Origin of the sequence: Flavobacterium chungbukense, assembly GCF_020805785.1 — a bacterium.
GTDB classification, from domain to species: domain Bacteria; phylum Bacteroidota; class Bacteroidia; order Flavobacteriales; family Flavobacteriaceae; genus Flavobacterium; species Flavobacterium chungbukense.
Map to the genome: position 1 here is coordinate 143,117 of NZ_JAJGZV010000004.1, position 19,955 is coordinate 163,071.

21 protein-coding genes and 1 tRNA gene are annotated in these 19,955 nt (G+C 31.3%); 14 read left to right on the forward strand and 8 right to left on the reverse strand.

Features of this window, described 5'->3' with window-relative positions:
* Positions 1-95 precede the first annotated feature (95 nt).
* The gene (locus LL966_RS14525; protein ID WP_229354280.1) at positions 96-338 is read left to right on the forward strand and encodes a helix-turn-helix transcriptional regulator; all 243 of its coding nucleotides are present in this window, start codon (positions 96-98) and stop codon (positions 336-338) included.
* A 142-nt stretch (positions 339-480) separates the two neighbouring features.
* Here LL966_RS14525 and LL966_RS14530 read toward each other — a convergent pair whose 3' ends face one another.
* Entirely contained in the window at positions 481-783 is a 303-nt protein-coding gene (locus LL966_RS14530; protein ID WP_229354281.1) for a hypothetical protein, read from the reverse strand.
* A gap of 343 nt (positions 784-1,126) precedes the next feature.
* Between LL966_RS14530 and LL966_RS14535 the strand changes: the two genes are divergently transcribed.
* The 7 genes from LL966_RS14535 (at position 1,127) to LL966_RS14565 (ending at position 6,177) form a co-directional block, all read left to right on the forward strand.
* Positions 1,127-1,675, forward strand: coding sequence for a DUF4494 domain-containing protein (locus LL966_RS14535; protein ID WP_229354282.1), 549 nt, complete (start codon positions 1,127-1,129; stop codon positions 1,673-1,675).
* A gap of 145 nt (positions 1,676-1,820) precedes the next feature.
* The gene (locus LL966_RS14540) at positions 1,821-3,347 is read left to right on the forward strand and encodes a glycosyltransferase family 39 protein (RefSeq protein WP_229354284.1); all 1,527 of its coding nucleotides are present in this window, start codon (positions 1,821-1,823) and stop codon (positions 3,345-3,347) included.
* Between the two features lie 3 nt (positions 3,348-3,350).
* Positions 3,351-3,875 (forward strand): DUF4269 domain-containing protein, encoded by a 525-nt coding sequence (locus LL966_RS14545; RefSeq protein ID WP_229354286.1) that lies wholly within the window; start codon positions 3,351-3,353, stop codon positions 3,873-3,875.
* Positions 3,876-3,966: 91 nt separating this feature from the next.
* A tRNA-Met gene (locus LL966_RS14550) sits at positions 3,967-4,039 on the forward strand.
* Positions 4,040-4,265: 226 nt separating this feature from the next.
* Positions 4,266-4,646, forward strand: a complete 381-nt coding sequence (locus tag LL966_RS14555) for a hypothetical protein (protein WP_229354288.1) — start codon at positions 4,266-4,268, stop codon at positions 4,644-4,646.
* Between the two features lie 267 nt (positions 4,647-4,913).
* Positions 4,914-5,387, forward strand: a complete 474-nt coding sequence (locus LL966_RS14560; protein WP_229354290.1) for a hypothetical protein — start codon at positions 4,914-4,916, stop codon at positions 5,385-5,387.
* A gap of 145 nt (positions 5,388-5,532) precedes the next feature.
* Positions 5,533-6,177, forward strand: coding sequence for a hypothetical protein (locus LL966_RS14565; protein WP_229354292.1), 645 nt, complete (start codon positions 5,533-5,535; stop codon positions 6,175-6,177).
* 177 nt (positions 6,178-6,354) lie between these two features.
* Here LL966_RS14565 and LL966_RS14570 read toward each other — a convergent pair whose 3' ends face one another.
* Positions 6,355-6,984, reverse strand: a complete 630-nt coding sequence (locus LL966_RS14570; protein ID WP_229354294.1) for a hypothetical protein — start codon at positions 6,982-6,984, stop codon at positions 6,355-6,357.
* A 294-nt stretch (positions 6,985-7,278) separates the two neighbouring features.
* Between LL966_RS14570 and LL966_RS14575 the strand changes: the two genes are divergently transcribed.
* Positions 7,279-8,373: a Ppx/GppA phosphatase family protein gene (locus LL966_RS14575; protein ID WP_229354296.1), complete on the forward strand. Its 1,095-nt coding sequence runs from the start codon at positions 7,279-7,281 to the stop codon at positions 8,371-8,373.
* Between the two features lie 264 nt (positions 8,374-8,637).
* Positions 8,638-9,513 carry a DMT family transporter gene (locus LL966_RS14580; protein ID WP_229354298.1) on the forward strand — a complete coding sequence of 292 codons (876 nt, stop codon included), beginning with the start codon at positions 8,638-8,640 and terminating at the stop codon, positions 9,511-9,513.
* Between the two features lie 78 nt (positions 9,514-9,591).
* On the opposite strand, the gene LL966_RS14585 is transcribed toward LL966_RS14580, so the two are convergent.
* Positions 9,592-9,897, reverse strand: coding sequence for a hypothetical protein (locus tag LL966_RS14585; RefSeq protein ID WP_229354300.1), 306 nt, complete (start codon positions 9,895-9,897; stop codon positions 9,592-9,594).
* A 526-nt stretch (positions 9,898-10,423) separates the two neighbouring features.
* On the opposite strand from LL966_RS14585, the gene LL966_RS14590 reads away from it, so the two are divergent.
* Both LL966_RS14590 and LL966_RS14595 read left to right on the forward strand, forming a co-directional pair.
* Positions 10,424-10,912 (forward strand): DUF1761 domain-containing protein, encoded by a 489-nt coding sequence (locus LL966_RS14590; protein WP_229354302.1) that lies wholly within the window; start codon positions 10,424-10,426, stop codon positions 10,910-10,912.
* A 115-nt stretch (positions 10,913-11,027) separates the two neighbouring features.
* The gene (locus LL966_RS14595; RefSeq protein ID WP_229354304.1) at positions 11,028-12,173 is read left to right on the forward strand and encodes a GNAT family N-acetyltransferase; all 1,146 of its coding nucleotides are present in this window, start codon (positions 11,028-11,030) and stop codon (positions 12,171-12,173) included.
* A gap of 5 nt (positions 12,174-12,178) precedes the next feature.
* Here LL966_RS14595 and LL966_RS14600 read toward each other — a convergent pair whose 3' ends face one another.
* Positions 12,179-13,048: a diacylglycerol/lipid kinase family protein gene (locus tag LL966_RS14600; protein ID WP_229354306.1), complete on the reverse strand. Its 870-nt coding sequence runs from the start codon at positions 13,046-13,048 to the stop codon at positions 12,179-12,181.
* Between the two features lie 60 nt (positions 13,049-13,108).
* On the opposite strand from LL966_RS14600, the gene LL966_RS14605 reads away from it, so the two are divergent.
* Positions 13,109-14,071, forward strand: a complete 963-nt coding sequence (locus LL966_RS14605; protein ID WP_229354308.1) for an App1 family protein — start codon at positions 13,109-13,111, stop codon at positions 14,069-14,071.
* A gap of 200 nt (positions 14,072-14,271) precedes the next feature.
* On the opposite strand, the gene abc-f is transcribed toward LL966_RS14605, so the two are convergent.
* A complete protein-coding gene (gene abc-f, locus LL966_RS14610; RefSeq protein ID WP_229354309.1) occupies positions 14,272-16,185 on the reverse strand; it encodes a ribosomal protection-like ABC-F family protein in 1,914 nt (637 codons plus the stop codon).
* Between the two features lie 64 nt (positions 16,186-16,249).
* On the opposite strand from abc-f, the gene LL966_RS14615 reads away from it, so the two are divergent.
* Positions 16,250-16,633 (forward strand): DUF983 domain-containing protein, encoded by a 384-nt coding sequence (locus tag LL966_RS14615; protein WP_229354310.1) that lies wholly within the window; start codon positions 16,250-16,252, stop codon positions 16,631-16,633.
* Here the strand turns inward: LL966_RS14615 and LL966_RS14620 are convergent.
* The 3 genes from LL966_RS14620 to porN (LL966_RS14630) form a co-directional block, all read right to left on the reverse strand.
* On the reverse strand, positions 16,614-17,687 hold the full coding sequence (locus LL966_RS14620) for an NAD(P)/FAD-dependent oxidoreductase (protein ID WP_229354311.1): 1,074 nt from the start codon (positions 17,685-17,687) through the stop codon (positions 16,614-16,616). The two genes, LL966_RS14615 and LL966_RS14620, sit on opposite strands and share 20 nt — an antisense overlap.
* Before the next feature lie 76 nt (positions 17,688-17,763).
* Complete coding sequence (gene porN, locus LL966_RS14625; RefSeq protein WP_229354517.1) at positions 17,764-18,753, reverse strand: type IX secretion system ring subunit PorN/GldN; 990 nt, start codon at positions 18,751-18,753, stop codon at positions 17,764-17,766.
* A gap of 183 nt (positions 18,754-18,936) precedes the next feature.
* Entirely contained in the window at positions 18,937-19,926 is a 990-nt protein-coding gene (gene porN, locus LL966_RS14630) for a type IX secretion system ring subunit PorN/GldN (RefSeq protein ID WP_229354312.1), read from the reverse strand.
* Between the last annotated feature and the right edge of the window lie 29 nt (positions 19,927-19,955).

Genomic DNA, 19,955 nt, shown 5'->3' on the forward strand with positions numbered 1-19,955 from the left:
AGCTACGAATTCGTTGCCAAAAACAAACATTTTTTAATGGAACAATTTGATTAAAACTTTGATAAGTTCGATTTGAAAACCACATCTAAAAAGCAATGAAGAATAAAGTTAAATTTTTGAGAGAAGAAAAAAATATGACTCAAAATGAACTTGCCGAAAAATCTGGACTTTCTCTAAGAACGATTCAGCGCATTGAAGCAGGAAATATCTTGAAGGGATTTACTTTAAAAAGCATTGCTCAAACATTAGAAACAGAACCAGAAAAACTTTTTGAAGCCACTGATTTTTTTGATCTTGAAAGAGCCAAAATCATTAATCTTTCTGTCATATTCCTTTAACTGGATATCTCTGTTTAAAATTGATTGTTGCTTTAATAAATGGAATCCATTTAAACCAAAACAAGAATTAGCTATAAAATTGAAAACAACTTTTTATAATTTAAGCTGGAATAAACTAAAGTTCTAATCTAAAAAAACGATTTTAAAAATTGACTTCAATTATACTGTTTACGTGCTCAATAAAAGCTTCAGTATCTTTAATTTCTTGTTTTATAGTCAAATGATGATCTGCGAGATTGTATCGATCGATCATGTCTTTTTTCAAATATTTTATCATCGATTCTAAACTACGCGTATCTGTATGAGATTGTCTTTTTAATTCGCGTTGTTTTGCTTCCAGATAATTTAAAGTTTCCTTTAACTTTTGAACGTTTAATTTTCCTGTCATATAACTGTAATTATAAAAAACAATCGCTAGGAATGCGGTAAGATTCTGTTCTTCCAAAAACTACTATCTTTTGAATTTGCCTCATTCCCAACCATTGTATTCCCACACTTACGTTCAATTTGAATATTTGGTTTTAAGAAAAAATCATTTTTTTTGAGATTAAAATTGAAAGAAAAACAAACCATTGAATTACAAATATTTATGAGTAAAAAAAAGCAGCACTTTTTTACAGCAAAAGGAATGAATGCGATTACAAAACATTTTCAATAAAAAAAAACACAACTTTCACAATCTCAAAACATTACCCAAAATCTATCAAAATTGTGAATATCTATTTCGATATTTAACTATTTATTTTCCTGTAAAATTTATCTTTGGCATCCTTAAAAATTAAAAAGAGATGAGCGTAGTTTGGTACGAATGCAAAGTAAAATATAGAAAAACAGATGAAACTGGCGGACAAAAAGTGTTGACAGAACCGTATTTGGTTGATGCCTTGTCTTATACAGAAGCTGAAAAAAGGATTAATGAGGAAATGGCTGCTTATATTAGTGAAGAATTCAAAATCACGAATATTAAAGTGGCAAATTATGCAGAAATTCATCCGTTTGAAAATGCTGACAGATGGTTTAAATCTAAGGTTTCTCTAATTGCTTACGATGAAGAAAGCGGTAAAGAACGTAAGACAAGCATGTATATGCTTATTCAAGCCAATGATGTTCGTGAGGCTTTTGACAACACGATTCATGTAATGAAAAATACAATGGGCGAATATTCGATTCCGGCGATTTCAGAATCACCGATTATGGATGTTTTCCCTTATTTCAGCGGTGAAGAAGGTGAAACAGAAATGCTAGAAAGATTTAACGCTCTGAAAGCTTCTAAACCAGAAAGACCAGATGAAGAAGTTGTCGATCACATGGAATTTGAAACAGCTACAGAAGAATAAAAATTCACAAAAGCTTCAGAGAAATCTGAAGCTTTTTTTATTTGTTCCTAACAATGGAGTCCTCGTTTTTCAAATCAAAATAAACCTTATATTCGTAACACCATTAAACTGACTTAAAACCACTTACTGCAAAACCAACCACTTCATGACCAAAAAGACACTAATTTTAATTGGGTTTATTCTTTTAAAATTTATTCTGCAATATGTTTTAATAAGTCCCGAATACGATTTACAGCGCGATGAATATCTGCATCTCGATCAAGCGTATCACACTGCTTGGGGGTTTTTATCGGTTCCGCCGGTAACTTCTTGGTTTTCCTGCATTATTCTACTGCTTGGAAATTCCTTTTTTTGGATTAAGTTCTTCCCTGCCCTATTTGGCGCATTGACTCTTTTGCTCGTTTGGAAAACAATCGAACTTTTAAAAGGAAATCTTTACGCTTTAATTTTAGGTGCGTTATGCATATTGTTTTCATGTTTGTTACGGCTAAATATGTTGTATCAGCCTAACTCTTTGGATGTTTTATGCTGGACTGCGGTTTATTATGTCTTGATTCAGTACATTACTTCAGAAGACACAAAATGGATTTACTTTGGAGCCATTATTTTTGCTTTTGGTTTTTTAAACAAATACAACATCGTATTTTTATTATTTGGATTATTTCCTGCTATCATACTTTCTCGTCAAAGAAAAATGCTCCTAAAAAAGCAGTTTTATTTTGCCTTAATTTTTGGTCTAATGCTCATTCTTCCTAATCTGGTTTGGCAGTTTAGAAACCAGTTTCCGATTGTGCATCATATGCGAGAACTAGCCGAAACTCAATTGGTAAATGTTAATTTAGCAGATTTTATAAAAGATCAAATTCTATTTTTTATTGGTGGCTTATTGGTCATTTTAGCTGGACTTTATGCGCTGATTTTCTACAAACCTCTCAAAAAATACCAAGTGTTTTTTGCTTCGTTTGTTTTTACCCTTTTCATTTTTATTTACTTCAAAGCAAAAGCGTATTACGTAATTGGCCTATACCCAATTTATCTTGCTTTTGGCGCCGTGTTTTTATCTGAAGTTTTGAATGATGGATGGAAACGTTATCTCAAACCTGTTTTTATTGTAATTCCGATTTTACTTTTTATTCCGATGTACGATATTGCTTTTCCTAATAAAAGTCCCGAATATATCGTGGCACATTCCGAGAAATATCAAAAACTAGGAATGCTGCGATGGGAAGACGGAAAAGACCATCAAATTCCTCAAGATTTTGCCGATATGCTGGGCTGGAAAGAATTGGCAAGAAAAACAGATTCTTTGTATGCTTTACTTCCAAACCAAAAAGAGACTATAGTAATTTGTGATAATTACGGACAAGCCGGCGCGATCAATTATTATTCAAAAAAAGGAATTAAAGCGGTTTCGTTCAATGCCGATTATGTAAATTGGTTCAATCTTAAAATTCAATACAAAAACCTGATTCGTGTAAAAGAATTTGATGAAACGAACGAAGAATTGAAAGAAACTGGTCCTTATTTTGAAAAAGCCTTTATTGGCGGTCAGATTACAAACCAATATGCAAGAGAATACGGAACGACAATTTTTGTTTTTACGAATGCTAAAATCGACATCAACAAACGATTGGAACAAGAAATCAAAGAAGAGAAAAATTATAAAAGATAGTGAATGACTGATTTTACAAATATCTCTTATTTAAAAACAGGAAATCAGAAACAGCAATCGGCATTTGCAGTTTTAACGAAATACCGTGTTTTAGAAAATCTTACAGATTTTGATCCTATTTTAGTTGGTACAATTCCGATAAATATCGACATAGAAAATAGTGATTTGGATATTATCTGTTATTGGAAAGACAAGGTTGAATTCATAGAAAAAATTAAAGTTTTATTTGCACCACAAAACAATTTTAGCATTCGAGAAAATCTAATAAACAATCAGGAATCTGTTATTGCAAATTTCCATATTGATGATTTTGAAATTGAAATTTTCGGACAAAATATTCCTACTCAGGCACAAAATGGTTACAGACATATGCTTATTGAAGCTCAAATTCTTCATTCAAAAGGCGAAAAGTTCCGATTAGAAGTCATTAAATTAAAAGAAAATGGCATAAAAACCGAGCCTGCTTTTGGTTTGCTACTAGGCTTAAACGGAAATGTTTACGAAGAATTATTAGATTATAAAGTCTAATAAAAATCACGTTTTTCAGCTGGTCAAAAAAATAAATTACAAAAATAACTTGCAAAACCACATTTAGTGTGTATCTTTGCACCCGAAACATCGCGGGATAGAGCAGTAGGCAGCTCGTCGGGCTCATAACCCGAAGGTCACAGGTTCGAGTCCTGTTCCCGCTACTAAGTAAAAGCTTCAGAGAAATCTGGAGCTTTTTTTGTTTATCTTAGATTTACTTAAGTTTGATGCAGATTGCGAGTGCGAAGTCGGAGACATTCGCACAGCGCTTTCATTGAACTCCTCGAAGAGCGGGGCTTTTTTTGTTTATCTTAACAATCATGATTTCAATCTGCTCACGAGCGGGACGCTCAAGCGAGCAAAGGAAATAAACAAATACGATAATAGACTATGAAAAATAGTAAGATTGTAATTATAATGATGATATTGGGACTTATTTTCTCAATATATTTTTTCTCAGTTGATTCAAAATCACAAAAGGAATTAATTGAAATTAATACTGCAACTAGTGTCAAAATGAAAATAAAAGTTGCATACAATGAACGAGGAATCTATATTTTAAATGATAAGTTTTTTGTCCGTAGCGCTACTTATATTTTAGGAAATGACTATTCGATATCTAAAGACAAGGCTATTTGGAGACCTACAAATAAAAAATACATACCTAGTATATCCGACATTTCTGCTCCTTTTGAAATTTATAAAAATAAAAATAGTGACACATTAACTCTTATAAAAGATAATAAAAAAATCATCCTATTACTTGAATAATATTCGAACCTAATTTAATATTATTTGATATTTATTTTATATAAGTCATCCTAAAAATGGTTCGAAAATTGTCCCGTTAGGCTACTAAGTAAAAGCTTCAGAGAAATATGGAGCTTTTTGTCTTAGATTTTTACTTAAGTTTGATGCAGATTACGGGTGCGAAGTCGGAGACATTCGCACAGCTTTTCATAAGGCACTCTTCAGAAAGCTGGTATTTATAATATGGCAAAAATGCGCCAATAGGTACACCTTGCAAAAAGTAAATATATGACATACCTAAAAAAAATATTTTTAGTGATTCCTTCTTTCCTTATATCTTGTTCTAGCAGATTATATGTGGAAAACTATGATCCAATAAATGCATTTTTAGACACACAAAATCTGGACAAACGTAGAGAGTATATCTTACAAAGCGATAAGGAATTAAATTTACAGGCTTTAAGAATTTTTAATAGCGGTGAAGGGAATCAACATATTACTTATCCAACAGATTCCATAGACTATACAGACGGTTTATTTGTCGAAAAACACTGGAAGAAAATGTATAAAGAATATGCTGGTGATACTATAAAGAAATATTGGAAAAAGGAAGATTTTCCTCATTACAATTTCATTTTAGAAAAAGGAACTGGTTTAACTTTAAAAGAATCTTTTCTAAGAAAGTATAAGGATAGTAGAATTAATGAAATGATTATCCTTTCAGAACCAATGTATTATTTATTATCTAAAAATATATTTTGAAAGCAGTGGAACTTCTCAAGTTGTTATTATAAAAAAAAACAAAAACAAATGGGAAGTTGTCAAAATAGTTGGAGATTACATTTACAACTAATTTTCTAATCACAAAAGCTTGTTGCCAAACAATGTAATTAATAAAAGGATGATAGTGAAAAATATCTTTATATTATTAGTAACTTTTTATTATAGCTTAACATATGCCCAAAAAGATACAACTAAAACATTAAATAAAACTGATTCTTTTAGCGTAATAAACCAATATTTAAATTCGAAAATCAAAGATAAAACAAGTGAAATTATAGTAATTAGTGAAAAATTAAACCCTAATGTAACTTTAAAAATTTTTGAAGGACAATTTCCTAGACCCGAAAATGAAAAGTCTGACTATAATGTATTATATGGTGGGGCTACAAGACCTTTATTTAATGATAGGGCTTTTAAGATTATGAAAAATAATTTTTATGATAGCAAGAAATATATTTTACCAGACATCACCGACAAACTATGGACAAAAACTGATCTTGAGTTTGATAAAATAAAATTCATATCATATGTTCGTTTTGCTGCCAATTCAAATAATGCAGATGATGTAGAAATAAATAATTTACCTAATTTTTTACCTGTTTTTGGCATATCTGAACCGATTATATATGACAAAAAATATTTAGTGTTTCAATTTCATGTCACACGAACTCCTTTTTTTGGGTTTTCTAATTCAAAAGTCATAGTAATGAAAAAAGCGAAAAATAAGTGGATTGTTGTTCAGGAAATTTCAAACTATGAATTACATTAAAAAATGAAAATTTATTTAAACTTAAAAGAATTAGAAATTATCCCAAGAGAAAATTAAGATTCTCCTCTGCTGGCGCGAGCGTCCCGCTCGTGCGCGCACAGAAAATAAATTATTGTAATTTTATATTAAAAATACTTTGCGTTCACGAGCGGGACGCTCGCGCTAGCGTATGCTTTGTTACTTCAATTTATGATCTGTCGCTTTTATTTGTACAAAATCTTCAGATTTAGTAAAATACTCTAATCCTAAAACTAAAAGTATGGCACTTGCATTATATACTTTCTGCATCATGATAGCCCAAGCCATATAACCAAATCCAAATAAGATAAAGAAACAGTAAAAAGTCAATAAGCAAATAATGCAGCAAAATTTAAGAAAATGAAGTTTTGACTTTAGCATAAGTATAGTAATTATAAATAAGCCTATCAAAGTTAAAACAATCGATATTGTTCCTACGTCGTGCAAAGGTGTTGCTATTAAAAAAATAAATAAGATGTTGGCAAAACCTATATATTTTAAAAGATTAGCCCAGCTTGAAGCTATTTTTTTTGACATATGAATAAAAAAAATGCCATAACCAATAGACTGAAAAGCCATTCCGATAATCGCCCAAATTCTACCAGGATTTTCTATACCATTTATGGCTTTTGCCGCAAACAAATTGCTAACATAATTTTTTGACCAGCCAAATCCAATAGAATTTTTGTCGACTAATGAACCTCCTGGATAAAGTGAAGCGGCTATTACTATCAAAATAATTGAAATGACCATACCTATCAAAACCGAGTATTTCTTGATTGTTTGCATAATTATTACACCTTCATTTGTTTATTAAACAATACATTATTTGCATCAAGTTAATTTACAAATAAACATTAACTTCAGAATCTACTTAACTCACATCACAAATTTCATAAAAAAACTTCCATAATCGAACATGATTTTTTTGATTTTTCATTCTTCAATGTTAAGTTTCAGAGAAATCGCAAACTTTTTGCGCTATTTTAAAAAAGGAGCATTTAAAAAATGATTTGGTATGAGTATCTTTGCGCTCGCAAATACCTACTGAACATTCTTTATTTTAAATTATATTATAACACAATGCTTACAAAAAACAAACCCCAAATTTTACTTTTTATTCTAGCAAGTTTCTTTGTTTCTATCCATTCATTCTCTCAAAAAAGCATTTATGCTGGAATTGAAATCGGACGTAGAGCTATAAAAGTTTCTGTTCTTGATGTAAATAATATCAGAAAAGCCGATTATAAAATTCTTTCGTTCTGGACAGAGCGAATTCCGTTTGCTGACCACATTGGTGCTAACGGTCAATTGACTCCAGAGGACATCAACAAAACAAGTGTTATTGTTGTAGATCAATTGAAGAAAATTAGAACAGATTATAAAATTCTTGACGAAAATATCTTTATCGTTGCGGCACCCGTTTTTGCTTCTGCAAGCAATGTTGATGTTTTAAAAAACAAAATCAAAATGTTGACAGACAAAAATCTTGACGTTTTGAATGTTAATGAAGAAGCTAAAACACTAGTAAAAGGCGCTATGCCTCCAGTTGATTATGCTAATGCTTTCCTTTTAGACATTGGAGCTCAAACTACAAAAGGTGGTTATATTGATGAACTTGAGGATAACAAATTAGAGTTTATTCCCTTAGAACTAGATTTCGGAACAATGACGCTTACAGATGCTGTAAAGAAAACGGTAGCAAACCCAAATCAGGCAAATGATATGTCTACGTATCAAGAAAAATCTTTTGACTATAATCCGATTCTTCGCAAAAAAGTAAAAGAACTTATTGATGCAAATCCGCCTTTGGCTAAAAAAGATAAAGTATATTTATCTGGTGGAGCTGTTTGGGCTTTTTCAACGTTGTATTATAATGAAAACGTAAAAGAACATTATATTACTTTAACAATGGAAGACATCATTAATTATGATGCTATTTTAAAGAATAATTTTAGCAAGTTTACCAACCTTGCTAAAACGAATAAAGAAGCAGAAAGAGTTTTAAAAACGTATGATCAGGCATATCTTATTTCGGCAAACAATATTTTGACAACTTGTCTTGAAGGTATTCCAAATTTAAATGCAAAGAAAGTATACTTTGTAAAAGACGGTCAAGTTACTTGGTTGATTTCTTATATCGCAGATCGTTCTAAAAAAGTAAATACTAATTTTTAAGTATAATCTTTTTCCATTTTATAAAAAATGCTTCAGAGAAATCTGGAGCATTTTTTATATCTACTCGTTTAATCATACTCCTTTATTTTAAGTTCAAAAATATAATACTATATTTGTATCTATGAATAGAAAAGGCTGTCTTCCTCCTCCAAGGTTTTAATATTGTCTCTTGATTTAATGGAGCATATTTTCGGTACTACTGCCGAATAACTCAATATGCTTATTTGATAATATTAAAATCTGCCTTATTCGGCACAAAAATTCATGAAAAATTCTTATTTCTTATTACATCTTGCTGTATTTCTAGCAGGATTCACAGGTGTATTTGGTAAACTTATAACTCTTAATGAAGGTTTATTAACATTTTACCGAGTGCTCTTTTCGGCAATATTACTATTTGCTATAACCCGATTTTTGAAATTTGGCAATAAAATTAATAACACTGAAAAAAAATCAATCGGAAAAATTGGAATATTAATTACCATTCACTGGATATTTTTTTACGCCAGTATTAAATATTCTAACATTTCGATTGGTGTAATCTGCTACTGTCTAACTAGTTTTTTCACAGCAGTGTTCAAACCAATTATTCAAAAGTCGAAATTTAAATTTACCGAATTATTACTTAGCGCACTTACATTGGCAGGAATTAGTCTAATATTTCATTTTGACACTTCTTATCAATTAGGCATTATACTTGGAGTAATTTCATCTGCATTTGCAGCACTTTATACCATTTATAACGAACGTTTGGTACAATTTTACGATAGCAAGCTTATCAACTACTACCAGATGATTTATGGTTCTATTTTTTTGATATTTTTAATGCCTTTATATCTTTACTTTTTTCCTGTAGAAACTATTTTTCCTAGTTTAAGCGATACTATTTATCTTATTTTTTTATCGTTATTCTGTACAGTTGGATTGTATATTTTATTTGCAGAAGTATTGAAAAAGATTCCCGCTTTTACGGTTAACTTGACTTTTAACCTAGAACCAATATATGCAATTGTAGTTGCTTTCCTTTTCTTTAATGAAAGCAAATCTGTAAATAGCTCTTTTTACATTGGTATGCTTTTCATCATAAGTTCGGTTGCCTTACAAACCTATGCATCTTCAAGAATAAAATCAAAAAGTTAGATTTTTTGGCAATGCATTTTAACTAAAGAAAAAAAGACCATTTCAAAAATGGTCTTTTTTATCTTATTTTGAGAAAAATTATGCTCTGAATAAAGCATATTTATTGTGGTTGAACAAAACTTTATCGTAAGGAACATAAAGCGAAACAATCTTCTCAGTTGATTCGTCAAATTTGATTCCGTTGTGTTTTCTAAACAAATAAATCTCTTTTAAACAATTAGAAAGGCTTTGGTGAATTTCAGTTGTAAAAGTTGGTACTTTTTTGTCATTTACCAAAAGATCAATCTGATAATTTGAACTGCTTTTTGACAAGTTATTACCAATAATTCTAATTGTAAAAGTTGTTGACTTTCCGTATTGTTCACCTTGATATTGTAGTGTCATAATTTCTATTTTTAATTGGTTAGTAATACAGCCGATCGCTCAGCTTTTTATCCTTTAAATACTCATATTAAAGTTATAAAATTTTTAGACAAACATAAAAAATCCTTTCTAAATTAAATGTTATTTTTTCGAAATATCTTATGCTATAAAAAACAAAAAACCGTAAACGAATTACGGTTTTGCAATTAACTAAATATATTTAATCAACTTTTTTAACGAGTGTAAAATTCATTCATAAGCACGATTAATTTTGGGTAACAATTGTAATTTATGTTTTGGTTATGTTGATGCTAAAAAAAGACAAATTTTAATTGTTATTGCTAACAAAAAGCAATCGAAATTTTTACCAATCGATTTTGTCTCTTATTTCGCAGGCTAAATTATGGATTTCATAGATATAATACTCATAATGTCGACAATCTGTTAATAAATATTTTTTTAACACATATTACATTACTTTTTAAACCTATTTTTATTAATCTATTTTTAATTACATTTGACTAACTAATTCTAAAAACCTCACATTATGGAAATTAACTTCTACGCATTCCTAATTTCGGCTGTTGTAACACTTGTCGTTGGTTTTATCTGGTACAATCCAAAAGTGTTTGGAACAATCTGGATGAAAGAAAACAACTTTACTCAGGAAGATCTTAAAAATGGAAATATGCTCAAGATTTTTGGGTTTACTTACATTTTTGCTTTAATGATTTCAATGACTTTAATGTCGTTGACAATTCATCAGTCTGGAGCAGTCGGAATGGTTGGCGGACCGCCATTGATAGCAAGCGCCAAACCTTCTTTTGCTGCTTTTATGGCAGATTATGGCACGGCTTACAGAACATTTAAACATGGCGCTTTACACGGATTTATGTCCGGATTGTTTTTTGCTTTTCCGCTTATCGGAATTAATGGATTATTCGAAAGAAAATCTTGGAAATACATCTTCATTCACGCAGGATATTGGATGGTTTCACTGACCTTAATGGGTGGAATTATCTGTGCTTTCGCATAAACTAATTATAGAAACTCGTTTGGTTTAAGAATCGAACGAGTTTTTCTTAATAATAACTTAAAGAAAGTTAGTTATTACAATTATTATCTAATTTTGACGAAATTAGTCGACTCTCTTGAACACAACTTTTTCTTTCCAAATTTACAAAAGCGCTTCTCTGCTGCCTTCAGAATGGAATTCGCTTGCTGAAAACAATATCTTTTTGACAAGAGAATATCTCGAAGTACTGGAAAACTCTTCTCCAGTAAACATGACTTGTCGTTTTATCGGAATTTTTGAAGAAACAAAGCTGGTTGGAATTGTTTTAACGCAATTTTTATTTGCAGAAAAACTCGAATCTTTTGGAGAGCGCGATAAATGTTTAAAAACATCGGTTCGTAATTTCGCTCTAAAGAATTTTGCTTCACATGTTTTATTTGTCGGAAATAATATGCTTACAGGTCAAAATGCTTTTGTTTTTGATGCAGCTGTCAAGCAGTCAAAAGCTATTAAAACACTTCATAAAGCCATTAATCAGCTGAAGAAAGATCTAAAAGAAAGTGGAAAGAAAGTTCATATTACCAGTATAAAAGATTTTACTGCAAAAGAAATCGAACCTTTACAAGCTGAATTTAAAAACAATTATACCTTTTCGACTCAGCCCAACATGGTTTTTGAAATCAATGAAAACTGGAAAACAGAACAAGATTACATTGATGCCTTATCCAAAAAATACCGCGACCAATACAAACGTGCCAGAAAAAAATCGGAAGGAATTGTAAAACAACAAATGACACTTACAGACATTAAACAATATGAAGATATTATTTATGATTTGTATTTTCATGTGGCAAAGAATGCTCCTTTTAATACTTTTTTTCTAGCTAGAAACCACTTTAGTTTTTTCAAAGAAATTATGGGAGAAGATTTTCTTCTGTATGGCTATTTTTTAGATGAAAAATTAATCGGTTTCAATACTCTGATAAAAAATGGCAATGTAATGGATACCTATTTTTTAGGTTATGATGAAAGTGTTCAGCGCGAAAAAATGCTTTATTTAAACATGCTGTACGATATGATCGCCTATTCGATAAAAAAGGGATTTCGAGAAATAGTTTTTGCTAGAACTGCGCTAGAAATTAAAAGTTCTGTTGGAGCAAAACCAATAAAAATGTATGGTTTAATTACGCACAGTAATGCATTAATTAACCATAACATTTCTAGGTTTTTTAGTTATCTAGAGCCAAAAACAGAATGGCAAGAAAGAAATCCATTTAAATAAAAAATCTAAGGAACAGCGATTTTCATTTGTTTGTGTAAAATATGAATTTCTAAAGATTTCTGCGCTCCGCAATATTCACCATCAATTTGAAAATTTACGGGATAATCGGTCGTTATTTCTGCTTTGTCTGTCGAAATAATGATAATATCATCTGAATCAATTGGCATATTCCCAGTAATAATTTTTCCGATTAACAGCAGATCAAGGCTTTTTAAAATCACCAATTCAAACTTTCCATCGTTCATAGAACCATTTGGATTTATGATTACGCCTGTTCCGTACTTTTGCGAATTTGCAACCACAATCATCCTTGCCGTATGTTCTACAACTTTATTATTGGCAGAAATAGTTGCTACAAAAGGCTCTTCTGATTCTTTAAGAGTTGTAAACGCCTGCAGAGCATACCCCCAAAAGCCTCTAACATCGCTTTCTTCGTAGTTTTTAACCAAGTTGGCATTTAACCCAAGATCGCTTAAGTGAATGCTTTTTTTGCCGTTAATACAAATCATATCCATTTCGATGTAATGATTTAAAAAGGCAACTTTTAGATTCTCTTCAATTCCCTCAGGAAGATTTAAGTCTACCGAAAGTCCGTTTGCAGAACCTGCCGGCAAAATCCCTATTATAACATCATGCTCTTCCATTGCTTCAGCAACCATTTTGATGGTCCCATCTCCACCTGCTACAATAATTCGTTCTGGCAGGAGTTCATCATAACGGAGCTGAATATTTTTAATATCATTTTTTCCAGTCGTTTCATAAACTTCTAGATCAAAATGATTTGTGATTGCAAATTCTTCGACAGCACCAATTAAATCGGATTTATCAAGGTCTCCCGATATCGGATTGACAACAAATAGGATATTTTTTTTCAAAATTTTATTTTTAAAAACAATTTAAATTAAGTAAATTACAGTATACATAAATGTACGTAAATGAAACCAATTCTACAATTATATCGAGGTTATGCTAATCAGCAAGAATTAATTGTAATGGGGCACGTTTTAAAGAGAGAACACAATTACGATTTTCAGAAAAGAAACTTAAAAAATGCCACCTCAATTCTCAAATTATTCAGAATTAAGACCATTAAGAACTTTGATGTTTACCTTCATTATAATGACCAAACAATTCATACTAAAACTTTAGACGACGGTTATTTCAATTTTTGTATTCCGTTAGAAAAAGAAACCCATTTTGGATGGATGCCGTACGAAGTGAGCTTGAAATACCAAAACGAAACCACCACTTGCAAAGGCAGTTTTATTAGACCTCATAAAGGAAAACTTGGAATCATATCTGATATTGATGATACTTTTTTGATTTCGCATACCAATAACTTTTTCAGAAAAATTTATATTTTACTGTTTAGAAATGTAAACGATAGGAAAGTTTTTAAAGATGTGGTTTCGCATTATCAAGCATTGAGTTCTGCAGGACGTCAGAATACAGAAGAAGTGAATGCTTTTTTCTACATTTCAAGCAGCGAATGGAACTTATATCGATTTATTGCGAAATTTACCAAAATACACAAATTACCAAAGGCTGTTTTCCTACTGAAAGATATTAAAAGAGGAATTACCGATTTTTTTATGAGCGGCAGAGGAAACCATGATCATAAATTTGAAAAAATAAAACATGTTTTAGAATTTTATCCTACTCTACAGTATGTTTTAATGGGAGACGATTCGCAGCACGATCCCATATTATACGAGCGCATCTGCAAAATATTTCCTGTTACCGTTATAGCAGTTTATATTAGACAAACTGGTAAATCTCAAAAAAAAGAAGTAAAAAAGATTCTAAAAAATCTAGAAAGTCTAAATGTTTCAGTTTGCTATTTTAAAGATAGCAGCAAGGCAATTGAACACTCTAGGTCTATTGGAATCATTAAGTAGCTTGTTTCAAGTTTTGAACTGAATTATATTTTAACGCCAAGTTTTTTTGACTTGCGTGGTTTTCTAAAAACACAAAGTTCGCAAAGCTTTATCTATAAAAGCTTTGCGAACTTTGCACATTGTAAATGTAAACTTTAAAAAACTTGGCGTGCTTTGCGTTAAAATTGCTCGTCAAGATTACAACTTGAAACTTAAAATTTTTAAGCATTAAAATTATCAATCTCTTCCTGCACGATTTCCCAGTCGGTTAACAATTGGTCTAAATCAGCTTTCTTTTTGTTGTAAGCGGTAAAGAATGAAGCGTCTTCTATATGTTTATCATAATTGCTCTCCAACATTTTATCGTCGTGCTGAATTTGCTTTTCTAATTGTTGAATTTGACTTTCAATTTTACTCAATCTATTCTGAAGTGTTTTTCCTTTTTTCTGATCTTCGTAAGAAGTTTTCGTGTTTTCTTTTGTCGCAGTAGCTTTTACAACATCTTTCTTCTCTACTTCGCGCATATTTTCAAGGTTGCGCTGTTCTAAAAAGAAATTAATATCACCCAAATACTCTTTAATTTTTTGATCTTTAAATTCGTAAACGATGTTTGACATTCCTTGAAGAAAATCCCTGTCGTGAGAAACCAATAATAATGTTCCTCCGAATTTTTGAAGCGCAGCCTTTAGCACATTTTTAGATTTAATATCTAAGTGGTTCGTAGGCTCATCCATCAGCAATACGTTGATTGGCTGTAACAACAATTTACAAAGTGCCAAACGGTTACGTTCTCCTCCAGAAAGCACTTTTACTTTTTTCTCTACATCATCTCCGCGAAACAAGAATGAACCTAACATATCACGTACTTTCATACGATTTGTATCAGTCGCCGCATCTTCCATTGTTTGAAGCAAAGTAATTTCTCCATCTAAATATTCTGCTTGATTTTGAGCAAAATATCCTAACTGCACATTGTGTCCTAATTTGATATTTCCAGTATACTCAAACTCATTTACTAAAGCTTTAATGAAAGTCGATTTTCCTTGTCCGTTTTGTCCAACAAAAGCAATTTTACTTCCACGTTCAACCAATAAATTAATATCTTTTAAAATCGTTTTGTCACCGTAAGCTTTGGTAACATTTTCTGCTTCAATTACTACTTTTCCAGGTTCTTTCGAAACAGGAAAAGAAATATTCATTACTGAATTGTCATCTTCGTCAACTTCGATTCTTTCTACTTTATCTAATTTTTTAATTAAAGATTGTGCCATGGAAGCCTTTGAAGCCTTGGCACGGAATTTCTCAATTAATTTTTCTGTTTCTTCAATCTTTTTCTGTTGATTTTTTTGAGTTGCTAATTGCTTCTCTCGAATTTCGTGACGTAATTCTAAATATTGAGAATATGGTTTATTGAAGTCGTATGCTTTCCCTAATGAGATTTCGATTGTTCTATTAGTAACGTTATCCAAAAACATCTTATCGTGTGACACGATTACCACAACTCCTGGATAATTTCTAAGAAAGCTTTCTAACCAAATAATACTTTCAATATCTAAGTGGTTGGTTGGCTCATCCAGAAGCAATACATCATTAGATTGCAATAAAAGCTTTGCAAGCTCTATACGCATTCTCCAACCTCCAGAAAATGTTTCAGTTTGATTATTGAAAACCTCTCTTTTAAAACCTAAACCTAAAAGGATTTTCTCTGTGTCTCCTATGTAATTGTAACCACCTAGAAGTTCAAAACGATGTGTGTAATCAGATAAATCTTCAATGATTTGTCCGTATTCTTCACTTTCGTAATCGGTTCTAGTAACCAATTGATGATTGATTTCTTCCAGTTTTTTTTCTACAACTTTTATTTCTGTAAAAGCCTCGTATGCTTCTTCCAAAACAGTTCTTCCTTGTTCAAAATCAATATCCTGACGAAGAAAACCCATTCTAATATCTTTTTCTTGAGAAATAACCCCAGAGTCTGGTTTAAAATCTCCGGCCAGCATTTTTAGCATTGTAGATTTACCCGCTCCGTTTTTACCAACAAGACCAACTCGGTCTCCAGCTCCTAAACGGAAAGTAACTTCTTCAAATAAATATGTTCCTCCAAAAGAAACCGAAAGATTGTGTATATTAAGCATAATTTGTGACTGTTGTTACAAGAAATAAAGGCGTAAAAATGTACCTTTGATAAAATTTTTGCAAATGTTAAAAAAAGGATCGAAACTAAATAGCATTTTAACAGGAAGTTGTCCAAAATGCCAAAAAGAAAGCATGTATGAAGACAAAAATCCGCTTCATTTGACTAAAGTTCTAAAAATGAATGAAAATTGCAGCCATTGCGGATTCAAATATCAAATTGAACCTTCCTTTTTTTATGGAGCAATGTATGTAAGCTATGGACTAAATGTAGCTGTCGGAATTGCAGCTTTTATAGTTTCTTTTGTTTTTTTTGGTGCGACTATAGAACAATCATTTCTAACTATAATTTTAACGTTAGTAGTTTTATTTCCTTTAGTTCTTCGCCTTTCAAGAAATCTTTATATTAATATGTTTGTTTCTTATGATCCTAATGCCGGTCGGGAGTAAGAGATTTTAAATATCTTTTATGAAATCGCTTAATATCCGCTTCACGATCTAGAGGTATTCCATTTTCAATATTTTCATATAACATTTTTGCCAACGCTGGCCCGAGCATAACACCTCGCGTTCCTAATCCGTTAAGAACGTGAATAGAACTATATGCTTCATGTGTACCTATCAAGGGTCTCCTATCGGCCACTGTTGGTCTTACACCAGCAAAATGTTTTATGATCTCAAAATCGCAGGTAATAATTTCTCTAATGCGCTCTAAAAGTTCCTGTTTTCCTTCTTCTGTCGGAAGGTCTGTTTTATCAGACCAATTATAAGTAGCGCCAACTTTAAACAAATTGCCTCCTACTGGTAAAATAAAAACACTGGTATTAACAATTAAATCCAATTTCAGATCAGGTGCTTTTATCAAAAATAGTTCTCCCTTTGTTCCATCCAAAGGAAGATAATTAAAATAGGGATTTTTATGCAAACCAAAACCTTCTGCAAATATGATATGGCGTGCTTTAATATTTTTATACTGAATTCCTGAATCAAGAATCTCCAAGAAAGAACTATGGAAAGATTCTTCTAGAAGTAAATTATTTTCCTTTAAATAAGCTCTGTAACTTTCTAATAATTGTCTAGTTTTAACATATCCGGTATGCAGAACTTCACCATAATCGTGAGGAGAATCAATACCCTGATACTTTTTAGTAATTAGCTTCGTTGATAAAAAAGGTGCTAAGTTTATTTTATCAGAAGCTGCAAACCAATTATTCTGTTCTTCAATTGAAAAAAACTTTCTAAGAATAGGCATTTTATAATTGAACTTCTCCTGCAATTTATCTTCAACTTGGTTGTAGAACTCGTTCATTAGAACTAAATGTTCTTTTGCATTCCAAACTTCGCTGAAACGTTTCAGAATAACCGGATTATATAAGCCACCAGCAACTCTTGACGAATTCTGAGATTTATCATCCAAGAGTAAAATTGATTTGTTGTTTTTAAGGGCAACTTCAGCAAAAGAAATTCCAGCCAATCCAGATCCAACGATTAAATAATCAAGCATTTTGAAGTGTATAAGTAAAATAAAAAACTCTTACTACAAAGGTAGCAAGAGTTTTGATTATAATTTGGTTACTGTCTTAGTAATTCCACATATCTTCTTCAAAATTACGAATCTTCTCTTTTACTCTTTCAGATTCCCATAATTGACTTTGCGCATCATCACGGATGTAATCTTTTATCTCTCTATCTCCATATACGTTTTCTTCTTTGTAAATGACACTGTTAAATCTTCTGGAGTTCAAAATCTGATCAAATGAGATTGGAAGTGCTGAATTTTGATCATTAAAAGCCTTTGCTTCATGAAGAACTTCACGCGCATTGGGAAAGAAAACCCAAAAAAGCTCGATATAATCTTTTTCGTCACTATTCATTGTGTAGACATCTGGAGTAACAGGGCAAATTCCTAACAAACGATATTTCAATTCGCTTTCTCGTTTATCAAAATACCAAAATCCTTTAATCTTGTATTGACTAACATCTGCAGCAGTTAAATCCTGTTTCAAAATATATTCAGCAGGAACAGTTCTTGTTGGTCCAACCGTTTCTTCAACGTAAGATACACTCTTATTCTTTCCTTTTCCAGTTACTACTTTTTTCTTCACAACACGTGATCTATAATCATCCGGATATTGATTGATTAATTCTCTACCCGCATCAGTTGTGTCCACACGAGACAAAGCTCCTTGAATATCCTTCAAAGATTTTTTTGTATTAAAATAACTATCCGTATAAACTTCTGTTATCTTACCATCTTTTATTCCTTTTGTTAAAACATCATAAAGTGACCGTCTATCAGGACCGATATTCGCGGTATCTACAGGAAAATATAAAGGAAAATTGATTTTTTCATTTAAGTCAATAATCTCCCAAACCGTTTTTCCCATCAAAATATCTCTATCGTTTACATAGCCATAAGCCAATGGTTTATCATTATCCGATACTAACTGTGCTGCCGTTTTGATTCCAATTTGGTCAGCAGTTTTAGCATTAAGTAAATTAGACTGTGCTTTAGAAGTATAGCTCCCAAAAACAGAAACAATAGCTATTAAAAAAACTTTTATTTTCATCATGATTTATATTACAAGAAATTAAACGTAACTTTTTAAAATATATTGTGTGCTTTTTCCTACATAAAAAATAATACTAAATAATTTAAAACGATGATTAAAATTGGGGCGATTTTTTAAACAAAAAAAACTCTTACTACAAAGGTAGCAAGAGTTTTTATAATTATTATGTTATGTATCAACTTAGTAGTTCCACATATCTTGTTCGAAATTGCGAATTTTTTCTTTCACTCTTTCAGATTCTAACAATTGATTTTGTGCATTGTCTTTCATGTAGTCGCTAATTGCTCTATCTCCATAAAGGTTTTCCTCTTTGTAAACAACAGCATTAAAACGTCTTGAGTTCAAAATCTGATCAAATGAAATTGGAAGAGCTGAATTGTTATCATTGAAAGCTTTTGCTTCATGCAATGCTTCTCTAGCATTTGGGAAGAAAACCCAAAATAATTCAATATAATCCTTTTCATCACTATTCATAGTATAAACGTCTGGAGTAACAGGGCAAATACCTAGTAAACGATATTTCAATTCACTTTGACGTTTATCAAAATACCAGTATCCTTTTACTTTATACTGAGTAACATCTGCTGCAGTTAAATCTTGTTTCAAAATATATTCAGCAGGAACTGTTCTTGTTGGTCCAACTGTTTCTTCAACATAAGATACACTTTTGTTTTTTCCTTTACCAGAAACCACTTTTTTCTTCACAACACGTGATTTGTAGTCATCGGGATATTGGTTTATTAACTCTCTACCAGCATCAGTTGTATCAATACGAGATAAAGATCCTTCGATGTCTTTCATAGATTTTTTAGTGTTGAAATAACTATCAGTATACACTTCAGTGATTTTTCCACCTTTAATAGCTTTAGTCAAAACGTCATATAAAGAACGTCTGTTAGAACCAATATTAGCTGTATCTACCGGAAAATATAATGGAAAATTGATTTTCTCATTTAAGTCAATGATTTCCCAAGTGGTTTTCCCCATCAAAATATCTCTATCATCTACATAACCATAAGCCAAAGGCTTATCATTATCAGATATTAATTGAGCAGGAGTTTTAAGTCCAATCTGAGCTGGTGTTTTTGCATTAAGCAAATTTGATTGCGCATTAGAAGCAAAACCTCCAGCGATAGAAACAATAGCTATTAAAAAATTTCTTACTTTCATCGTGGTATCATTATAAGATATTGAATGTA